17 protein-coding genes and 1 pseudogene are annotated in these 16742 nt (G+C 53.5%); 7 read left to right on the top strand and 11 right to left on the bottom strand.

Annotation, left to right across the window (positions count from 1 at the left end; translation table 11 throughout):
* Nucleotide 1: 1 nt before the first annotated feature.
* The 4 genes from livG to livK form a co-directional block, all read right to left on the bottom strand.
* Nucleotides 2-769, bottom strand: coding sequence for a high-affinity branched-chain amino acid ABC transporter ATP-binding protein LivG (gene livG, locus SK39_RS12990; protein WP_003023438.1), 768 nt, complete (start codon nt 767-769; stop codon nt 2-4).
* Nucleotides 766-2043 carry a branched chain amino acid ABC transporter permease LivM gene (gene livM, locus SK39_RS12985; RefSeq protein ID WP_032950432.1) on the bottom strand — a complete coding sequence of 426 codons (1278 nt, stop codon included), beginning with the start codon at nt 2041-2043 and terminating at the stop codon, nt 766-768. The genes livG and livM overlap by 4 nt, the downstream gene beginning before the upstream one ends.
* Nucleotides 2040-2966, bottom strand: coding sequence for a high-affinity branched-chain amino acid ABC transporter permease LivH (livH, locus tag SK39_RS12980; protein ID WP_003023435.1), 927 nt, complete (start codon nt 2964-2966; stop codon nt 2040-2042). The genes livM and livH overlap by 4 nt, the downstream gene beginning before the upstream one ends.
* A 61-nt stretch (nt 2967-3027) precedes the next feature.
* Nucleotides 3028-4137 carry a high-affinity branched-chain amino acid ABC transporter substrate-binding protein LivK gene (gene livK, locus SK39_RS12975; protein ID WP_003023433.1) on the bottom strand — a complete coding sequence of 370 codons (1110 nt, stop codon included), beginning with the start codon at nt 4135-4137 and terminating at the stop codon, nt 3028-3030.
* 423 nt (nt 4138-4560) lie between these two features.
* Between livK and panM the strand changes: the two genes are divergently transcribed.
* Together panM and SK39_RS27135 are read left to right on the top strand one after the other, a co-directional pair.
* Entirely contained in the window at nt 4561-4944 is a 384-nt protein-coding gene (panM, locus tag SK39_RS12970; protein WP_032950982.1) for an aspartate 1-decarboxylase autocleavage activator PanM, read from the top strand.
* Nucleotides 4929-5055 (top strand): annotated as a pseudogene (locus SK39_RS27135) (hypothetical protein). Before panM ends, SK39_RS27135 begins: the two are co-directional and overlap by 16 nt.
* An 83-nt stretch (nt 5056-5138) precedes the next feature.
* Here SK39_RS27135 and livJ read toward each other — a convergent pair.
* The 5 genes from livJ to ftsY form a co-directional block, all read right to left on the bottom strand.
* Nucleotides 5139-6242 (bottom strand): branched chain amino acid ABC transporter substrate-binding protein LivJ, encoded by a 1104-nt coding sequence (gene livJ / locus SK39_RS12965; protein ID WP_156182978.1) that lies wholly within the window; start codon nt 6240-6242, stop codon nt 5139-5141.
* 270 nt (nt 6243-6512) lie between these two features.
* Nucleotides 6513-7367, bottom strand: a complete 855-nt coding sequence (gene rpoH / locus SK39_RS12960) for an RNA polymerase sigma factor RpoH (RefSeq protein WP_003023425.1) — start codon at nt 7365-7367, stop codon at nt 6513-6515.
* Nucleotides 7368-7622: 255 nt separating this feature from the next.
* Nucleotides 7623-8681 (bottom strand): permease-like cell division protein FtsX, encoded by a 1059-nt coding sequence (ftsX, locus tag SK39_RS12955; protein ID WP_048217071.1) that lies wholly within the window; start codon nt 8679-8681, stop codon nt 7623-7625.
* Nucleotides 8674-9342 (bottom strand): cell division ATP-binding protein FtsE, encoded by a 669-nt coding sequence (gene ftsE, locus SK39_RS12950; protein WP_003023420.1) that lies wholly within the window; start codon nt 9340-9342, stop codon nt 8674-8676. Before ftsE ends, ftsX begins: the two co-directional genes overlap by 8 nt.
* Nucleotides 9343-9344: 2 nt before the next feature.
* Complete coding sequence (ftsY, locus tag SK39_RS12945; RefSeq protein ID WP_048217070.1) at nt 9345-10871, bottom strand: signal recognition particle-docking protein FtsY; 1527 nt, start codon at nt 10869-10871, stop codon at nt 9345-9347.
* 277 nt (nt 10872-11148) lie between these two features.
* Here ftsY and rsmD point away from each other — a divergent pair, with 277 nt between their 5' ends.
* Together rsmD and SK39_RS12935 are read left to right on the top strand one after the other, a co-directional pair.
* Nucleotides 11149-11745 carry a 16S rRNA (guanine(966)-N(2))-methyltransferase gene (gene rsmD / locus SK39_RS12940; RefSeq protein ID WP_016151121.1) on the top strand — a complete coding sequence of 199 codons (597 nt, stop codon included), beginning with the start codon at nt 11149-11151 and terminating at the stop codon, nt 11743-11745.
* Nucleotides 11735-12010 (top strand): DUF1145 family protein, encoded by a 276-nt coding sequence (locus SK39_RS12935; protein WP_003023415.1) that lies wholly within the window; start codon nt 11735-11737, stop codon nt 12008-12010. Before rsmD ends, SK39_RS12935 begins: the two co-directional genes overlap by 11 nt.
* 100 nt (nt 12011-12110) lie before the next feature.
* Here SK39_RS12935 and SK39_RS12930 read toward each other — a convergent pair whose 3' ends face one another.
* Nucleotides 12111-12470, bottom strand: a complete 360-nt coding sequence (locus SK39_RS12930) for a DUF2500 domain-containing protein (RefSeq protein ID WP_048217069.1) — start codon at nt 12468-12470, stop codon at nt 12111-12113.
* 141 nt (nt 12471-12611) lie between these two features.
* On the opposite strand from SK39_RS12930, the gene SK39_RS12925 reads away from it, so the two are divergent.
* Nucleotides 12612-13238: a lysoplasmalogenase gene (locus SK39_RS12925; protein WP_003846172.1), complete on the top strand. Its 627-nt coding sequence runs from the start codon at nt 12612-12614 to the stop codon at nt 13236-13238.
* A gap of 74 nt (nt 13239-13312) precedes the next feature.
* On the top strand, nt 13313-15511 hold the full coding sequence (gene zntA / locus SK39_RS12920; protein WP_048217068.1) for a Zn(II)/Cd(II)/Pb(II) translocating P-type ATPase ZntA: 2199 nt from the start codon (nt 13313-13315) through the stop codon (nt 15509-15511).
* Between the two features lie 93 nt (nt 15512-15604).
* Here the strand turns inward: zntA and tusA are convergent, their stop codons facing one another.
* A complete protein-coding gene (gene tusA / locus SK39_RS12915) occupies nt 15605-15850 on the bottom strand; it encodes a sulfurtransferase TusA (protein ID WP_003023404.1) in 246 nt (81 codons plus the stop codon).
* 168 nt (nt 15851-16018) lie between these two features.
* Between tusA and SK39_RS12910 the strand changes: the two genes are divergently transcribed.
* Nucleotides 16019-16684: a 7-cyano-7-deazaguanine/7-aminomethyl-7-deazaguanine transporter gene (locus SK39_RS12910; protein WP_003837818.1), complete on the top strand. Its 666-nt coding sequence runs from the start codon at nt 16019-16021 to the stop codon at nt 16682-16684.
* Nucleotides 16685-16742 lie beyond the last annotated feature (58 nt).

Here is a 16742-nt window from a genome sequence, read left to right as displayed (position 1 = left end):
ATTATGCTTCACCTAAATAGGCGCGGATAACATCCGGGTTATTACGAATCTGTTCCGGCGTCCCATTCGCCAGCGGCGTGCCCTGGTTCACCACGTAAATACGATCGGAAATACCCATCACCAGCTTCATGTCGTGCTCAATCAACAAAATGGTGGTGTTGTGATGGTTACGCAGTTCAGCAATCAGCTCGTCCAGCTCTTTGGTCTCTTTCGGGTTGAGTCCCGCAGCGGGTTCGTCGAGCATCAGAATTTCCGGCTGGGTCACCATGCAACGGGCAATCTCCAGACGACGTTGATCGCCATAGGCCAGGTTACTCGCCTGACGGTTGGCGTGCTCCAGCAAACCAATACGCTCCAGCCAGGTAGCGGCGCGATCCAACGCTTCACTCTGCGCGCGACGGAACGACGGAGTTTTCAACAGGCCGGAGAAGACGCCGGTTTTCAGTTGCTGATGTTGCGCCACCAGCAGGTTTTCAATCACCGTCATTTCGCGAAACAGACGTACGTGCTGGAAAGTACGCACCACGCCCATACGCGCGATTTGCTGACCCGGTAGTCCTTCCAGGTGCTGGTCGCGCAGCTTAATCGTCCCGCCGGTCGGCTTATAAAAACCGGTCAGACAGTTAAAGACCGTGGTTTTTCCCGCGCCGTTTGGCCCGATTAACGAAACTATTTCCTGCGGCCGCAGTTCCAGTTCAACGTTGTTTACCGCCAGCAGACCGCCGAAGCGCATCATCAGGCCGTTAACGGATAATAATGGCTGACTCATGCCTGCTCTCCTTTTGCTTCCCCGTTTTTCAGCTTCAACTGTGGACGGGTCATCGGCAACAAGCCCTGCGGACGCCAGATCATCATCAGTACCATTAAACCACCCAGCATTAACATGCTGTATTCGTTGAAATCACGCATCAGCTCGCGTGACACTACCAGCAGGATGGCCGCGAGGATCACCGCAAACTGTGAGCCCATTCCGCCCAATACCACAATTGCCAGCACAAAGGCCGACTCGGCAAAGGTGAAGGATTCCGGGCTGACAAACCCCTGGCGCGCGGCAAACAGCGTACCGGCAAAACCGGCAAACGCGGCGCTGATGGTAAAAGCTGTCAGTTTGATGCGCGTAGGGTTTAAGCCCAGCGAGCGACAGGCAATTTCATCTTCACGTAGCGCTTCCCACGCACGGCCCAACGGCATACGCAGCAGACGGTTAATCACAAACAGCGAGAAGACCACCAGCAGCAGCGCCACCAGATAGAGGAAAATGACGCGGTCAGAGGGATCGTACTTGACGTTAAAGAAGTTGCTGAAGGTATCCCAGCCGCCTTCACGGGCGGTACGGCTAAACTCCAGACCGAAAAAAGTCGGTTTCGGGATCTGGCTGATACCGTTCGGGCCACCGGTCACTTCGGTGTTGTTGAGCAGCAGGATACGGACGATTTCACCGAAGCCTAAGGTCACAATAGCCAGATAATCACCGCGCAGGCGCAGTACCGGGAAGCCGAGCAGGAAGCCCGCAGCAGCGGAAACCAGCCCCGCCAGCGGCAGACAGGTCCAGAAGCCGAGTCCGTAATAGTGGTTCAGCAGCGCGAAGGTGTAAGCGCCAATGGCATAAAAGCCGCCGTAGCCCAGCACCAGCAGGCCGGAAAGCCCCACCACCACGTTTAAGCCGAGGCCGAGGATGATATAAATCATCGTCAGCGTGGCGATATCCACCGTACCGCGCGAGACCATAAACGGCCACGCCACGGCAATCACCAGCAACGCCACCAGGAACAGCTTCTGTTTAACGGTGGAGCCGTCAATCGCTGGCAGAATAAACTTCGGTCCGGAGACGCTCTTCATGCCCTTCTGGAAAGCTGGACGCAGCAACTGGAAGAGGAAGACCACGCCTGTACCAATAAACACCCACTGCCAGCGAATATCCGCCGCGGAATCCACCACCAGTTTGGTGCCGTCAAGCTCTAACTGAACGCCCATAAAGACGCCCGCCAGGACGAAGAACATGGCGGCAGAGAGCAGCGCCATTGCAAAATGCATCGGTTTCATACTTTCTCTACCTCCGGGCGACCCAGAATACCGGTCGGCATCACCAGCAGCACCAGAATCAGCAGCGCGAATGAAACGACGTCTTTGTATTCAGTACTCAGATAAGCAGAGGAGAGCGCTTCCGCGACGCCCAGAATCAGGCCGCCGATCATCGCCCCAGGAATGCTGCCGATGCCGCCAAGCACCGCTGCGGTAAAGGCCTTCATCCCGGCCATAAAGCCGATGTACGGGTTAATTACGCCATAGAATTGACCGAGCAGCACGCCCGCGACCGCCGCCATTGCCGCGCCAATCACAAAGGTCAGCGCAATCACGCGATCGGTGTTGATGCCGAGCAGGCTGGCCATTTTCAGGTCTTCCGCGCAGGCACGGCAGGCGCGACCCATACGGGAGTAACGGATAAACAGCGTCAGCGCCAGCATCGCCAGGAAGGTTACAATCCAGATAACCAACTGCATGGTGGTGATGGAAGCAGAGAAGTTTTCGCTACTGCCAACGGTCCACTGGCCATTAAACAGGCTGGGCAGTGCCACATCGCGCGAACCTTCCGTCAGGCTGACGTAGTTTTGCAGGAAGATGGACATCCCGATAGCGGAAATCAGCGCGATCAGGCGCTTAGAGCTGCGCACGGGTCGATACGCCACGCGTTCAATGCTCCAGCCGTAGGCGCTGGCAATCACAATCGCGCCGACGAAGCCCGCCGCGACCAGTAGCCAACTGGAATCAATGCCCATCATCATTAGCGCGGCGATGATCATAAAGGAGACATAGCTGCCGATCATATACACCTCGCCATGGGCGAAGTTGATCATGCCGATAATGCCGTACACCATCGTGTAACCGATGGCGATCAGCGCGTAGGTGCTTCCCAGCGTGACGCCGTTAAACATCTGCTGCAAGAAATAGAGGAACTGCTCGGACATAAGGTAACCTTTTTATACCCGCCCATTTTACACGGGCGGTGGGATAACTCGTCTTCAGGTATTACTTCGCGACGGTCGATGAACCGTCCGCATGCCACTGGAAGACACCAAACTCAAATCCCTTCAAATCGCCTTTTTCGTCCCATTTCAGCGGCCCAATCACGGTATCAGCCCCGTGTGCTTTCAGATCTTTCACCAGGTCCAGCGGCTCTTTGCTACCGCTGCGATCCATTGCTGTCGCCAATGACTGGACGGCTGCATAAGTGATCCACACGTACGGTCCAGTTGGATCTTTCTTGTCAGCTTTGAGCGCATCGACGATAGCTTTATTCGCCGGATCCTGGTCATAGCGTTTTGGCATGGTCACCAGCATGCCCTCAGCGGCATCACCAGCAATGTTAGACAGCGACGCATTGCCGACGCCCTCTGGTCCCATAAACTGGGTTTTCAGCCCGACGGAACGTGCCTGGCGCAGCATTTGCCCCATTTCCGGGTAGTAGCCGCCGTAATAAACAAAGTCGATATTTTCTTTTTTCAGGCGAGCGATCAGCGCAGAAAAATCTTTTTCCCCGGCGGTGATACCGTCAAAGAAAACGATGTTGGCTTTGCCCGCTTTCAGGCTGTCCTGCACTGAACGCGCCAGGCCTTCACCGTATTGCTGTTTATCGTGAATGATGGCAATGCGCTGCGGCTTCACCTTCTCCAGAATGTATTTCGCGGCGGTCGGCCCTTGAGAGGAGTCCAGGCCCGCTGTACGCATAATGTGAGCGTAACCGCGCTGGGTCAGTTCCGGGTTTGTGGCGCCCGGAGAAATCATCAGAATGCCTTCATCTTCATAGATATCTGATGCAGGCTGCGTGGAAGATGAGCACAGATGTCCAATAACGTACTGAATGCCGTCATTGACGATTTTGTTCGCTACCGCAACGGCCTGTTTCGGATCGCAGGCGTCGTCATATTCCACAGCGACCAGTTTGTCGCCTTTGACCCCGCCTTTGGCATTGATATCTTTAATGGCCTGACGTGCGCCATTAAATTCCATATCACCCCATTGCGCGACCGGACCTGACATCGCGCCGACAACAGCGACCTTGATATCTTCCGCCATGACCGCGTGTGACATTGCCAGTGCTATCACCCCTGCGATGATTGTTTTCGCATTCCGTTTCATTACCTGAATCCCCATTCGTGACGTAATTAATATTTTGTATTTATGTGGTTAAAAAGCAGTCTGTGCTTTTTTTGAACTGCACTATTTTTACCAGTCTCATTAATGGTTTAGCGCAGTCATTTAAGCAAAATCAGGCTAAAATCTCTATTTTTCAGTCGATTAAGAAAAGATAATATTCTGCTTTTCACTATAGATAAACAAAAAAAAGCACGTTTGTCAGCATAAAATAACGGTACAAAGAGCCGAATAAAATGCTGCATTCCAGGGTATTATTCTGCCTGTTTTTCAATCTCTACGGTTTCAAACTGTCATTACTGTTGTTACAAAATTATTAATCTGGTTATTCACATAAAAAAGAGAAAGCATCCGGGCGAATTATTTCGGTACACTCATTCCATCTTTTGTGATTTGGACATGCTGTTAATGAAGCTGACCATCGTTCGTTTAGAGAACTTTAGCGACCAGGACCAGATTGATCTGGGCAAAATCTGGCCGGAATATTCCGCCTCATCATTAAGCGTAGATGAAACGCACCGGATCTACGCCGCGCGCTTTAACGAGCGTCTGTTAGGCGCAGTTCGCGTAACCCTGAGCGGCACACAAGGCGCATTGGATTCATTGCGCGTACGCGATATCACCCGCCGCCGCGGCGTCGGGCAGTATTTGATCGAAGAAGTGATCCGGGAAAACTCTGACGTGAGTTCATGGTGGATGGCCGACGTCGGCGTTGAAGACCGCAGCGTGATGGCCGCGTTTATGCAGGCGTTAGGGTTTACGGCCCAGGAAAATGGCTGGGAAAAAAGATAAAAAAGCCGGATGGCGCTGACGCTTATCCGGCCTACATGCTGGGAGAAAAAATAAAAAACCACCTCGCAATTTTCCAAGAATTTCGCGCTGCAGGAAGGCGGCAAGTTATGAAGTCCCCGGGAGCTTACAGAAGTAAGTGACCGGGGTTGAATAACGTAGCCAACGCACCTGCAGCGCGAAAGGCGCCAGGAAAATTATTTGGCGTCGGTCGCCGTCCCGTTTGCATGCCAGTCAAACACGCCGAATTCGAAGCCCTTCAGATCGCCCTTCGCATCCCATGACAGCGGCCCCATTACGGTTTCCACTGAGTTTGCTTTCAGGTATTTGGCAATTTCAGCCGGGTCGTCAGACTGGTTCAGACCGGCCTGCAAGGATTGCAGCGCGGCGTAGGTGGTCCATACGAATGCACCGCTCGGATCCTGTTTCTTGGCTTTGATCGCGTCCACAATCGGTTTGTTCGCCGGAACCTGATCGTAGTTTTTCGGTTTCGTTACCAGTAAGCCTTCTGCAGACTCACCCGCGATGTTAGACAGCGACACGTTCGCTACCCCTTCTGGTCCCATAAACTGGGTTTTCAGACCCGCAGCGCGTGCCTGGCGCAGAATCTGCCCCATTTCCGGGTGGTAACCACCGTAGTAAACGAAATCGATATTCTCTTTCTTCAGACGCGCCACCAGCGTAGAGAAATCTTTCTCGCCAGCGGTGATCCCGTCGAAGAACACCACGTCAGCGTTGGCTTTCTTGAGGTTGTCCTGCACGGAACGCGCCAGGCCTTCACCGTACTGTTGTTTGTCGTGAACGATCGCAATGCGCTTCGGCTTCACTTTTTCAACGATATATTTGGCAGCAGTCGGGCCCTGATCGGAATCCAGACCGGTGGTACGTAACACCAGGTTATAGCCGCGTGCGGTCAGCTCTGGCGCCGTTGCCGCTGGGGTAATCATCAGAATGCCTTCGTCTTCATAGATATCTGACGCAGGCTGAGTGGAAGATGAGCACAGGTGGCCGATAACATATTTAATCCCGTCGTTGACCACTTTGTTAGCTACCGCTACCGCTTGTTTCGGGTCACAGGCATCGTCATATTTCACCATGACCAGTTTGTCGCCTTTCACGCCGCCTTTGGCATTGATATCTGCAATCGCCTGCTCTGCGCCAGTAAATTCCTGATCGCCATACTGCGCTACCGGACCGGACATCGCGCCGACGACAGCAACTTTAATATCCTTAGCAAACGCTATATTGCTCAAAGACAGGGCGATACATCCTGCCAATAACGCTTTACCCTTCATATTCATCCTGACAATCCCCATTATTGTGGTTATTACGTGTGTTGTGATGTTGTTGTTCAGCACTTTATTTCGATTATTGGATAGCCACCCGTGCTTTAGCAGCATACTCTGCTAAAACATACCCGATTTTTATTATTTTGGAATAGCTAAATTTGACATGCAGATAACAACTTGATGACAAAAAGCATAAACGTCAGGAGAGAGGGGGAGAGATAAAAACAAAAAACCCCGGATTTTCATCCAGGGTTTATCAGCATTTCCAGATCGGCTGGAAGATTATGCTTCGATCGCCGCGCGCAATTTTTTCATGGCGTTCTTTTCAAGCTGACGAACACGTTCAGCGGAAACGCCGTAGCGATCGGCCAGTTCCTGCAACGTCGACTTGTTGTCTTCGTCCAGCCAACGAGCACGAATGATGTCCTGGCTACGCTCGTCCAGACCTTCCATTGCGTGGGTCAGTTTGTTCGCGGCCTGATCTTCCCAGTTATCTTCTTCAATGCCGTCGGCAAAGTTAGAAGATTTATCCTGCAGATACAGCACCGGGGCCATCGGCTGGCTGTCAGACTCATCGTCTGAAGACATGTCAAACGTCATGTCCTGCGCCGCCATACGGGATTCCATTTCGCGCACGTCTTTGCTGGAAACACCCAGCTCGCGAGCAACCATTTCAACTTCGTCCTGGTTAAACCAGCCCAGACGCTGCTTGGTTTTACGCAGGTTAAAGAACAGCTTACGCTGCGCTTTAGTGGTCGCGACTTTAACGATACGCCAGTTACGCAGAACGTATTCGTGGATCTCAGCTTTGATCCAATGCACGGCGAAGGAAACCAGGCGCACACCCACTTCCGGGTTGAAACGGCGCACGGCTTTCATCAGGCCGATATTACCTTCCTGAATCAAATCCGCCTGCGGCAGGCCATAGCCCGCATAATTACGAGCAACATGAACAACAAAGCGCAGGTGAGACAGGATCAGCGTTTTAGCTGCTTCCAGATCGCCCTGGTAATGCAGCTTTTCAGCCAGTGCCCGCTCCTCGTCAGCCGACAACATCGGCCACGCGTTCGCAGCCCGGATGTAAGATTCCAGGTTACCAACAGGGGCTAAAGCTAAATTTTGCATTTCTTTGGTCATTCAAATCCTCTCAATCTTTTCATCTGGCGCATTGGCTAAAACCAATAGCAACAACCATGCCAGAGCTTATGAGCAACGAGAATATCATTCAATCTTTTATCAGACAGTGATTTTATCCACAAGTTCCATGTCGTAATGTGTATAGATTACGCACAAAATGTGACATCACAATGAATACGCCGGGAAGAGATCACAGAGACTCTTTCCCTGCAGAGCGAACTACTCAGTGCAGGGAAAGATTATACCAGAGATTTTTTAATCGGGGGTAAAGTGGCGTAAATGTTGAACCGTGGCAAGCCAGGCTGCCACCCAGCCAATCATCGAGCACACCAGCAGCAATAACAGGCATTCATCGAATGATAAGCCATTGATATCAAACTTGGTTCCAAATACCTGTGCCACTTCAGTCACCGCTGACGACAGACGCATCACCAAAATTTCTGACAAAATCAGTGAAAGAAATGCACCGGAAAAACCGAGCAGTGCCCCGCCGTAGAGGAACGGACGCAGGATAAATCCATCCGTCGCGCCAATCAGTTTTTGCACGTTAATGGTATCGCGACGCGCAAAAATACTCAGACGCACGCTGTTACCGATGACGAGGAAGACCGCCGCTACCATCAGCACGCCAATCATCGCGGAAACGCGTCCGACAAGGCCCGTCAGCGCCGCCAGGCGAGCGAACCAGCTGTCATCCATCCGCACTTCATCAATACCGTTGATTTGTGCGATGCGGTCACGCAGCGTGTTTAGCGACTCCGTACCCTGGAAATCCAGTTTCGGGATCACCACCGCCACGGCCGGCAGCGGGTTCTCTTCCAGCATATCCAGCGCACCGCCAAATCCAGACCAGTTACGGAATTCGCCCAGCGCGTCGTCACGGGAAAGATAATTCACTTTATCCACGCCCTGCTCGGCCTGCAACTGACCAACCACCCGCGCCGCCGCATCATCATCCAACGTTTTTTGCAGGTAAACGGTGATCTGCGGGGACGGATAATACTGACTTGCTGCATGGTTTACGTTCTTATAAACCATGTAGCACACGCTTGGCAGCGTCAGGGAGATGGCAATAACCATCACCGTCAGGAACGTCGCCAGCGGCTTGCTTTTCAGGTCCTGTAACGCGCCCTGGAACGCATAACGTACCTGCTCATTAAAGACATTGGTTTTACGCGAGTTCGGCTTTGGCGCGGCCTTCGCACGCTTAGGCGCGTTGCGACCGCCGTCACCCGGCGCACCGCCCGATTTACGAAAGCGATCCAGTCGGCCACCGAACTGTTTGATTTGGTTAATAGCGTCACGTCTATTCATGCGCCAGGCCTCCATGCAGATGTCCATCGCTCAGAACCATTTGGCGATAGGAGCGACGGGAGATCAGGCCAATATCGTGCGTGGCCATTAATACCGTGACCCCGACGCGGTTAAACTCTTCGAACAGGCGCAGGATCCCTTCCGACAGCGCGTCATCCAGGTTCCCCGTTGGTTCATCCGCCAGCAGCACCGCTGGTTTATTCACCACCGCACGGGCAATGCCGACGCGCTGTTGTTCACCGCCAGAGAGCTGAATAGGGAAGTTTTTCGCTTTGTCCAACAGCCCGACCTTATCCAGCGCCGCTGACACGCGACGACGAATATCGTCCCCGCTGGCGCCCGCGATGATCAGCGGAATTGCCACGTTATCAAACACGGTTCTGTCCATTAGCAGGTGGTGATCCTGAAAAATCATGCCAATCTGACGACGCAGAAACGGCACTTCGCGGTTTTTCAAACGGCTGATGTCATGCCCGCTAAAGTAGATTTTCCCGGCGCTGGGCCGTTCAATTCCACAAATCAGCTTCAGCAGGGTACTTTTCCCCGCGCCGGAGTGGCCGGTCAGAAACGCCATCTCGCCAGGCTGCATATGGAAGGTCACTCCCTGCAGCGCTTGTCTCCCACCGAGATAGGCCTTGCTGACATGTTCAAAGCGAATCATTGTTAATCCTCTCGGGCAAAAAGTGCCTCTATAAAGTCGTCCGCTTTAAACGGACGTAAATCCTCGATACGTTCGCCCACACCGATATAGCGGATAGGGATGCCAAACTGATCGGCAACCGAGAAGATAACCCCGCCCTTCGCCGTACCGTCCAGCTTGGTCAGGGTGATACCGGTTAAGCCCACCGCTTCATGGAACAGTTTGGCCTGGCTTATCGCATTCTGCCCGGTGCTGGCGTCGATAGTCAGCATAACTTCATGCGGCGCATCTTCGTCCAGCTTCTTCATGACGCGAACGATTTTTTTCAATTCTTCCATCAGGTGCGATTTATTCTGCAAACGCCCTGCGGTATCAGCGATCAGCACGTCTACGTTACGCGCCTTCGCCGCCTGGATGGCATCAAAGATAACTGACGCGGAATCCGCACCGGTATGCTGAGCAATCACCGGGATATTATTACGCTGACCCCAGACCTGCAGCTGTTCTACCGCCGCCGCACGGAAAGTATCGCCCGCCGCCAGCATTACTGATTTACCCTGCTGCTCAAACTGACGCGCCAGCTTACCAATAGTGGTGGTTTTGCCCACACCGTTGACGCCAACCATTAAGATAACAAATGGTGTTTTGCCCTCAACATTCAGCGGTTCGTCAACCTTCGCCAGAATCTCGCCCATCTCTTCTTTCAGCAGGCCGTACAGCGCTTCCGCATCTTTAAGCTGCTTGCGGCTGGCACCTTCTGTCAGATTCGCAATGATCTTACGGGTCGTTTCTACGCCCACATCGGCGATCAGCAGTTGCTCTTCCAGCTCTTCAAACAGATCATCGTCGATCTTTTTACCACGGAACAGACTGATAAATCCGGAACCGAGGTTTTCTTTTGTTTTCAGCAGGCTGCGTTTCAGACGCGCAAAGAAACCTTCTTTGGTTGGTTTTTCCTGCTCCTGGACTACCTCTTCTTCTACCGGTTCTTCTACAGCAGGTTCTTCTACCGGCACCACCATAACCGCTTCTTCAGCAGCCTCAGCGGCCAGCGCCTGTGCTTCCAGCTCTTCGTCGGTCAGTTGCGGCTCGTTTTCAGCTTCTTCTTCAGCCGCCTCAACGATTTCCACGGTTTCCGCTTCGGCCTGCCACTCTTCGGCAGAAACTTCTTCGGTTTTCACCTCTTCCGGCAGCGGCAATTCTTCGCGTTCGATAACCACCGCAGCTGGCGTTTCCACTACAGTTTCAGCAACGGGTTCAGCAACCGGCTCAATTTCCGGCTGCGCTTGTTCGGCGACAGGTTCTTCTTCCGGCTGCAGTTTCTCAATTTCCGCAACCTGTTCAGTTAATTCAACGACTTCAGCTGCAAAGGCTTGCGTTTCCGCCTCGCTACGGGTTTCCTCGGCGCGCGGCTGTTCGTCAACGACGGTAGTTTCTTCAGCAACCGGTTGTTGTTCTTCGTTTTTTACTTCTGTCTCGTTTTCCGGTGCCTGCTCTTTTTGACCAAAGCCCAGCCAGGAAAAAAAGCCACGTTTTTTCTCTTTCGCCATTTGCGACTACACTCCCCCGCTGTTGCTTCATGGCACAGCGTCAACGCTATGTACATAGCAGCTAAAAAAATGATGAAATAGTCTATCACTTATACCCAATGAATTTCGAGTTACGTCAAGGCGGCAAGCGCACGAATCCCGATGAGCTTACTTTTAGTAAGTGATTCGGGTGAGGTAAGTGCAGCCAACGAAGAGGTAACTTGAAAGGCGACGGGTTAACTTAACTCACATCACCGCCTGGAATGACATGCTATAGGCGGATTGAGCAATAATAGAAATGAAAAAACCGAATCACTCTGGTAGCGGCCAGATCCGCATTATTGGCGGGCAATGGCGTGGCCGTAAACTCCCGGTTCCGGACAGCCCCGGCCTGCGTCCGACCACCGACCGTGTGCGCGAAACGTTGTTTAACTGGCTGGCCCCGGTAATGGTCGATGCTCACTGTCTGGACTGCTTCGCCGGCAGCGGCGCGCTGGGGCTGGAAGCCCTCTCTCGCTATGCGGCAAATGCGACGCTTCTGGAGATGGATCGCGCGGTATCTCAGCAGCTACAAAAGAATCTCGCCACGTTGAAAGCCTCCCATGCCCGCGTCGTCAATACCAATACGCTGGCATTTTTGGCTCAGACGGGTACGCCGCATAACGTGGTATTTGTGGATCCGCCGTTTCGCAAAGGGTTACTGGAAGAAACATTAACGCTTCTGGAAACTCATGGCTGGCTGGCAAATGAAGCGTATATTTACGTTGAAAGCGAAGTAGAAAACGGTTTGCCGCCGGTTCCGGTGAACTGGTCGCTATACCGTGAGAAAGTTGCCGGACAGGTCGCCTATCGCCTGTACCAACGTGAAGCACGAGGAGAACACGATGTTGATTAACCTGGGACGCCTGCTGATGCTGTGCGTCTGGGCATTTTTACTACTGAATATTTTCCAACCCTTTCCACGCCCGCTTAACATCTTCGTTAACGTCGCACTGATATTTATGGTGCTGATGCATGGCATGCAACTGGCGCTGCTAAAAAGCACCATGCCTAAAGATGGCCCGCAGATGACCAACGGAGAGAAAATCCGTATTTTTCTGTTCGGCGTCTTTGAGCTACTGGTGTGGCAGAAGAAGATTAAAGATCAGTTGAAGAAGTAACTACGCTCTTTTCGCCCGGCGGCACGTTGCGAGCCGGGGCGAAAAAATCTGTAGGCCGGATAAGGCGTAAGCCGCCATCCGGCATCAGTCAGATGACACCTTAGCGTTCAAGCGTAAAATCAACAAAACGCGAACCTTTGTAACTTAGCGTGCCTTTATCCCCGACCGTTAGCGCATGGTACTGCTGAGCATCCAGACGAAACGTCTGCTCCAGGCCGCCGTTTTGTGGCTTAAAGCTGGCTTCATAGCGCATGCTGGTTCCCGCCGGGCTCACTTCCTGTTGACGGGATCGTCGATCGTTAAGCGGTTTTTCCCGTTTGTTACTCACCACCACCTGCTTTTGCACCAGCGGCGCCGCATCATTATCGGCTTTTTCACGCCGCTGCTGAACAAAGCGAAACGACGCGGCGGCAACAATTAAGATAATGATAACAATGAAAAAAAGTGGTGGTTTGCTCATAGTATTAACCCATCAGAAAATGCGGAAATAAGCATACATTGCCCGTTATGGTGTTGTCATCTGGCAGTGTCGACCTCTACACTGGACAGTAGAGCCGTAAGCACCCCGCTTACGAAAAAATAACGAATTCAAGGAACTAAGATGCTTTGGTCGTTTATCGCTGTCTGCCTTTCCGCATGGTTGTTCGTGGATGCTTCCTATCGTGGGCCCGCCTGGCAACGCTGGGTCTTTAAACCCCTGACGTTACTCCTGCTGGCGCTGCTGGCCTGGCAGGCGCCAATGTTTAACGCTATCAGCTATCTGGTGCTGGCTGGTCTGCTGGCCTCGCTGCTGGGCGATGCGCTGACGTTATTGCCGCGCCAACGCCTGCTGTACGCCGTGGGGGCATTCTTCCTGTCGCATCTGCTGTATACCATTTACTTCGCCAGCCAAATGACGCTGTCGTTCTTCTGGCCTTTGCCGTTGGTGCTGGCGGTACTGGGGGCGTTGCTGATCGCCGTGATCTGGACGCGTCTGGAAGAGTTGCGCATCGCTATTTGTACCTTTATTGGCATCACGCTGATGATGGTCTGGATGGCTGGCGAACTATGGTTCTTCCGCCCGACCGCTCCGGCGCTGTCGGCATTTATGGGCGCATCGCTCCTGTTCATCGGCAATATTGTCTGGCTGGGTAGCCATTACCGTCGTCGCTTTCGCGCCGATAACGCCATTGCCGCCGCCTGCTACTTCGCCGGACATTTCCTGATTGTTCGTTCGTTGTATCTTTAAAACGCTTGACTCTGGAGTCGACTCCAGAGTGTATCCTCCGGTTAATACGAAATGATTATCAACCGGAGGATGCCATGTCGACACCTGATACCAGTGGCAAAAAGGCCCCACAATTTTCTTCTTTCAAACCAGCGCCTGCGCCACAAAAGGCGGATGACTGCTGCTGCGAAGGAAGCTGCTCCACTACACCGCCCGTATCCGATACCGTACTAGGTACCCGCTATTCCTGGAAAGTGGCAGGCATGGACTGCGCAGCCTGCGCCCGCAAAGTAGAGAATGCGGTCCGCCAGGTCAGCGGCGTCAACCAGGTCCAGGTTCTGTTCGCCACTGAAAAACTGGTGGTCGATGCCGGTTCCGATATCCGCCAGCAAGTTGAAAACGCGGTGCAAAAAGCAGGCTATACCCTGCGCGATGAGCACGCGACGGACGCCGCCCCCGAGTCACATTTTAAAGAAAACCTACCGCTGATTTCGCTGATTATCATGATGGCGATTAGCTGGGGACTGGAGCAGTTCAATCATCCCTTCGGTCAGATAGCGTTTATCGCCACAACGCTGGTCGGTCTGTATCCCATTGCCCGTCAGGCCCTGCGTCTGATGAAAACCGGCAGCTACTTTGCCATTGAAACATTGATGAGCGTGGCCGCCATCGGCGCACTGTTTATCGGCGCGACGGCGGAAGCCGCCATGGTGCTGCTGCTGTTTTTAATTGGCGAACGCCTGGAAGGATGGGCCGCCAGCCGGGCCCGTAAAGGGGTCAGCGCACTGATGGCGCTCAAACCGGAAACCGCCACGCGCCTGCGTAACGGCGAGCGCGAAGAGGTGGCTATTAATAGCCTCCGCCCTGGCGATGTTATTGAAGTTGCCGCGGGTGGGCGTTTACCTGCCGACGGCAAACTGGTCTCCGGGTTTGCCAGTTTTGATGAAAGCGCCCTGACCGGCGAATCGATCCCGGTTGAACGCGCCACCGGCGAGAAAGTCCCGGCAGGTGCCACCAGCGTGGACCGTCTGGTTACACTGGAAGTGCTCTCCGAACCGGGCGCCAGCGCCATTGATCGTATTCTGAAGCTTATTGAAGAAGCGGAAGAACGTCGCGCCCCCATTGAGCGCTTTATTGACCGTTTCAGTCGAATTTACACTCCAGCAATTATGGCGGTTGCGCTGCTGGTCACCCTCGTGCCGCCGCTGCTGTTTGCCGCATCCTGGCAGGAGTGGATTTATAAAGGACTGACGCTGCTGTTGATTGGCTGTCCTTGTGCACTGGTGATTTCAACCCCCGCAGCCATTACCTCTGGTCTTGCCGCCGCGGCGCGTCGTGGAGCGTTAATCAAAGGCGGTGCCGCGTTGGAACAGTTGGGTAGGGTCACGCAGGTGGCGTTTGATAAAACTGGCACCCTGACCATCGGTAAACCGCGCGTCACTGCGATTCACCCGGCGAGCGGTATTGGCGAAGCTGAACTGCTGGCGCTGGCGGCAGCGGTAGAGCAAGGTGCGACACACCCGCTGGCACAAGCGATTGTCCGGGAAGCACAAACACGCGAACTGACTATTCCTGTCGCAAGAGAGCAACGGGCTCTGGTTGGCTCTGGAATTGAAGCGCTGGTCAACGGCGAACGCGTGCTGATTTGCGCCGCTGGTAAGCAGCCTGCTGATGCCTTTGCCGGGCAGATAAGCGAGCTGGAAAGCGCGGGCCAAACGGTGGTGCTGGTGCTGCGTAACGATACTGTACTCGGCGTGCTGGCCCTACAGGACACGCTGCGCGACGACGCTCGCAGCGCTATCGCCGAGCTTGATCAGATTGGCGTGAAAGGCGTGATCCTGACCGGTGATAACCCGCGTGCGGCGGCCGCCATTGCCGGTGAACTGGGTCTCGAATTTAAAGCAGGACTCTTGCCGGAAGATAAGGTGCAGGCCGTTACCCATCTCAACCGACAATCGCCGCTGGCGATGGTTGGCGACGGTATCAACGACGCTCCGGCAATGAAAGCGGCTACCATCGGCATTGCGATGGGAAGCGGGACCGACGTCGCGCTGGAAACCGCCGATGCCGCCCTGACCCACAACCGCCTGCGCGGTCTGGTGCAAATGATTCAATTGGCGCGGGCCACCCATGCCAATATTCGCCAGAACATTGCGATTGCGCTGGGCCTGAAGGGGATTTTCCTCGTCACCACGCTGCTCGGGATAACCGGATTGTGGCTGGCAGTGCTGGCCGATACGGGGGCAACGGTACTGGTGACCGCTAACGCGCTGCGGTTGTTACGTAAAGGATAGTTTTTTGCCGGATGACGGCGTGGCCTTATCCAGCCTACGGGTTACACGTTCTTTGTAGGCCGGATAAGCGCTGGCGCCATCCGGCAAACAAAACTAGTGACCTTTACGCAGCAGATAGCGGTACGGCAGCGAGTCGGTCTCTTTGGCCACCAGCTCATGCTCCATAAAGGTACAGAAGCCAGGAATATCGCGGGTTGTTGCCGGATCGTCGGCGACAATCAGCAGTGTTTCACCGGCCTGCATGCCACGTACGGTTTTACGCACCATCATCACCGGTTCCGGGCAGCGCAGTCCCTGGGCATCAAGAGTATGGTCGGGGGAAGTAAACAGGTCGCTCATCGTCGTCTCATTCATACAAAAACGGCGTTATTTTACGCTCTGTTGTGGCGTAAGCCAATCAGGTTAACGATTGCGTGAAAAACAACCATTGCAATGTGCTCTTAAAGCAGTATCATGCGACGGTTTTTTATTGGGTTCCCTCACCCCATCCAACAAAAAGGTCACAATATGACTCCGTTTACACAAACTCAGCGCGTAAAAGCGTTGTTCTGGCTATCGCTATTTCATCTGCTGGTGATCACCTCCAGCAACTATCTGGTGCAGCTTCCAATCTCCATTTTTGGTTTCCATACCACATGGGGCGCGTTTAGCTTTCCGTTTATTTTCCTCGCGACCGACCTGACCGTGCGTATTTTTGGCGCGCCGCTGGCTCGACGTATCATCTTTGCGGTGATGATCCCCGCGTTGCTGATCTCCTATGTCGTTTCGTCCCTGTTTTATATGGGATCGTGGCAGGGATTTGGCGCACTGCTGCACTTTAACCTGTTTGTTGCCCGTATCGCCGCCGCCAGCTTTATGGCTTACGCGCTGGGACAAATTCTGGATGTGCATGTCTTTAACCGCCTGCGCCAGAACCGTCGTTGGTGGCTGGCACCGACAGCGTCCACACTATTTGGCAATATCAGCGATACGTTGGCCTTCTTCTTTATCGCTTTCTGGCGTAGTCCGGATGCCTTCATGGCCGAGCACTGGATGGAAATCGCGCTGGTCGATTACTGTTTCAAGGTGCTGATCAGCATTATTTTCTTCCTGCCAATGTACGGCGTGCTGCTGAATATGTTGCTGAAAAGGCTGGCAGATAAATCCGAAATCGCTGCATTGCAGACGAGTTAAAGGTTCATTTTCCGAGTTGTGATAAGATGGACGAATGAGCCGTTATGGCCGTTTATCG

The organism is Citrobacter sp. BIDMC107 (assembly GCF_001037575.1).
Classification (GTDB): domain Bacteria; phylum Pseudomonadota; class Gammaproteobacteria; order Enterobacterales; family Enterobacteriaceae; genus Citrobacter; species Citrobacter freundii.
The sequence above is the reverse complement of the archived record's forward strand: the minus strand, read 5'-3'. Positions and strand labels throughout refer to the sequence as shown.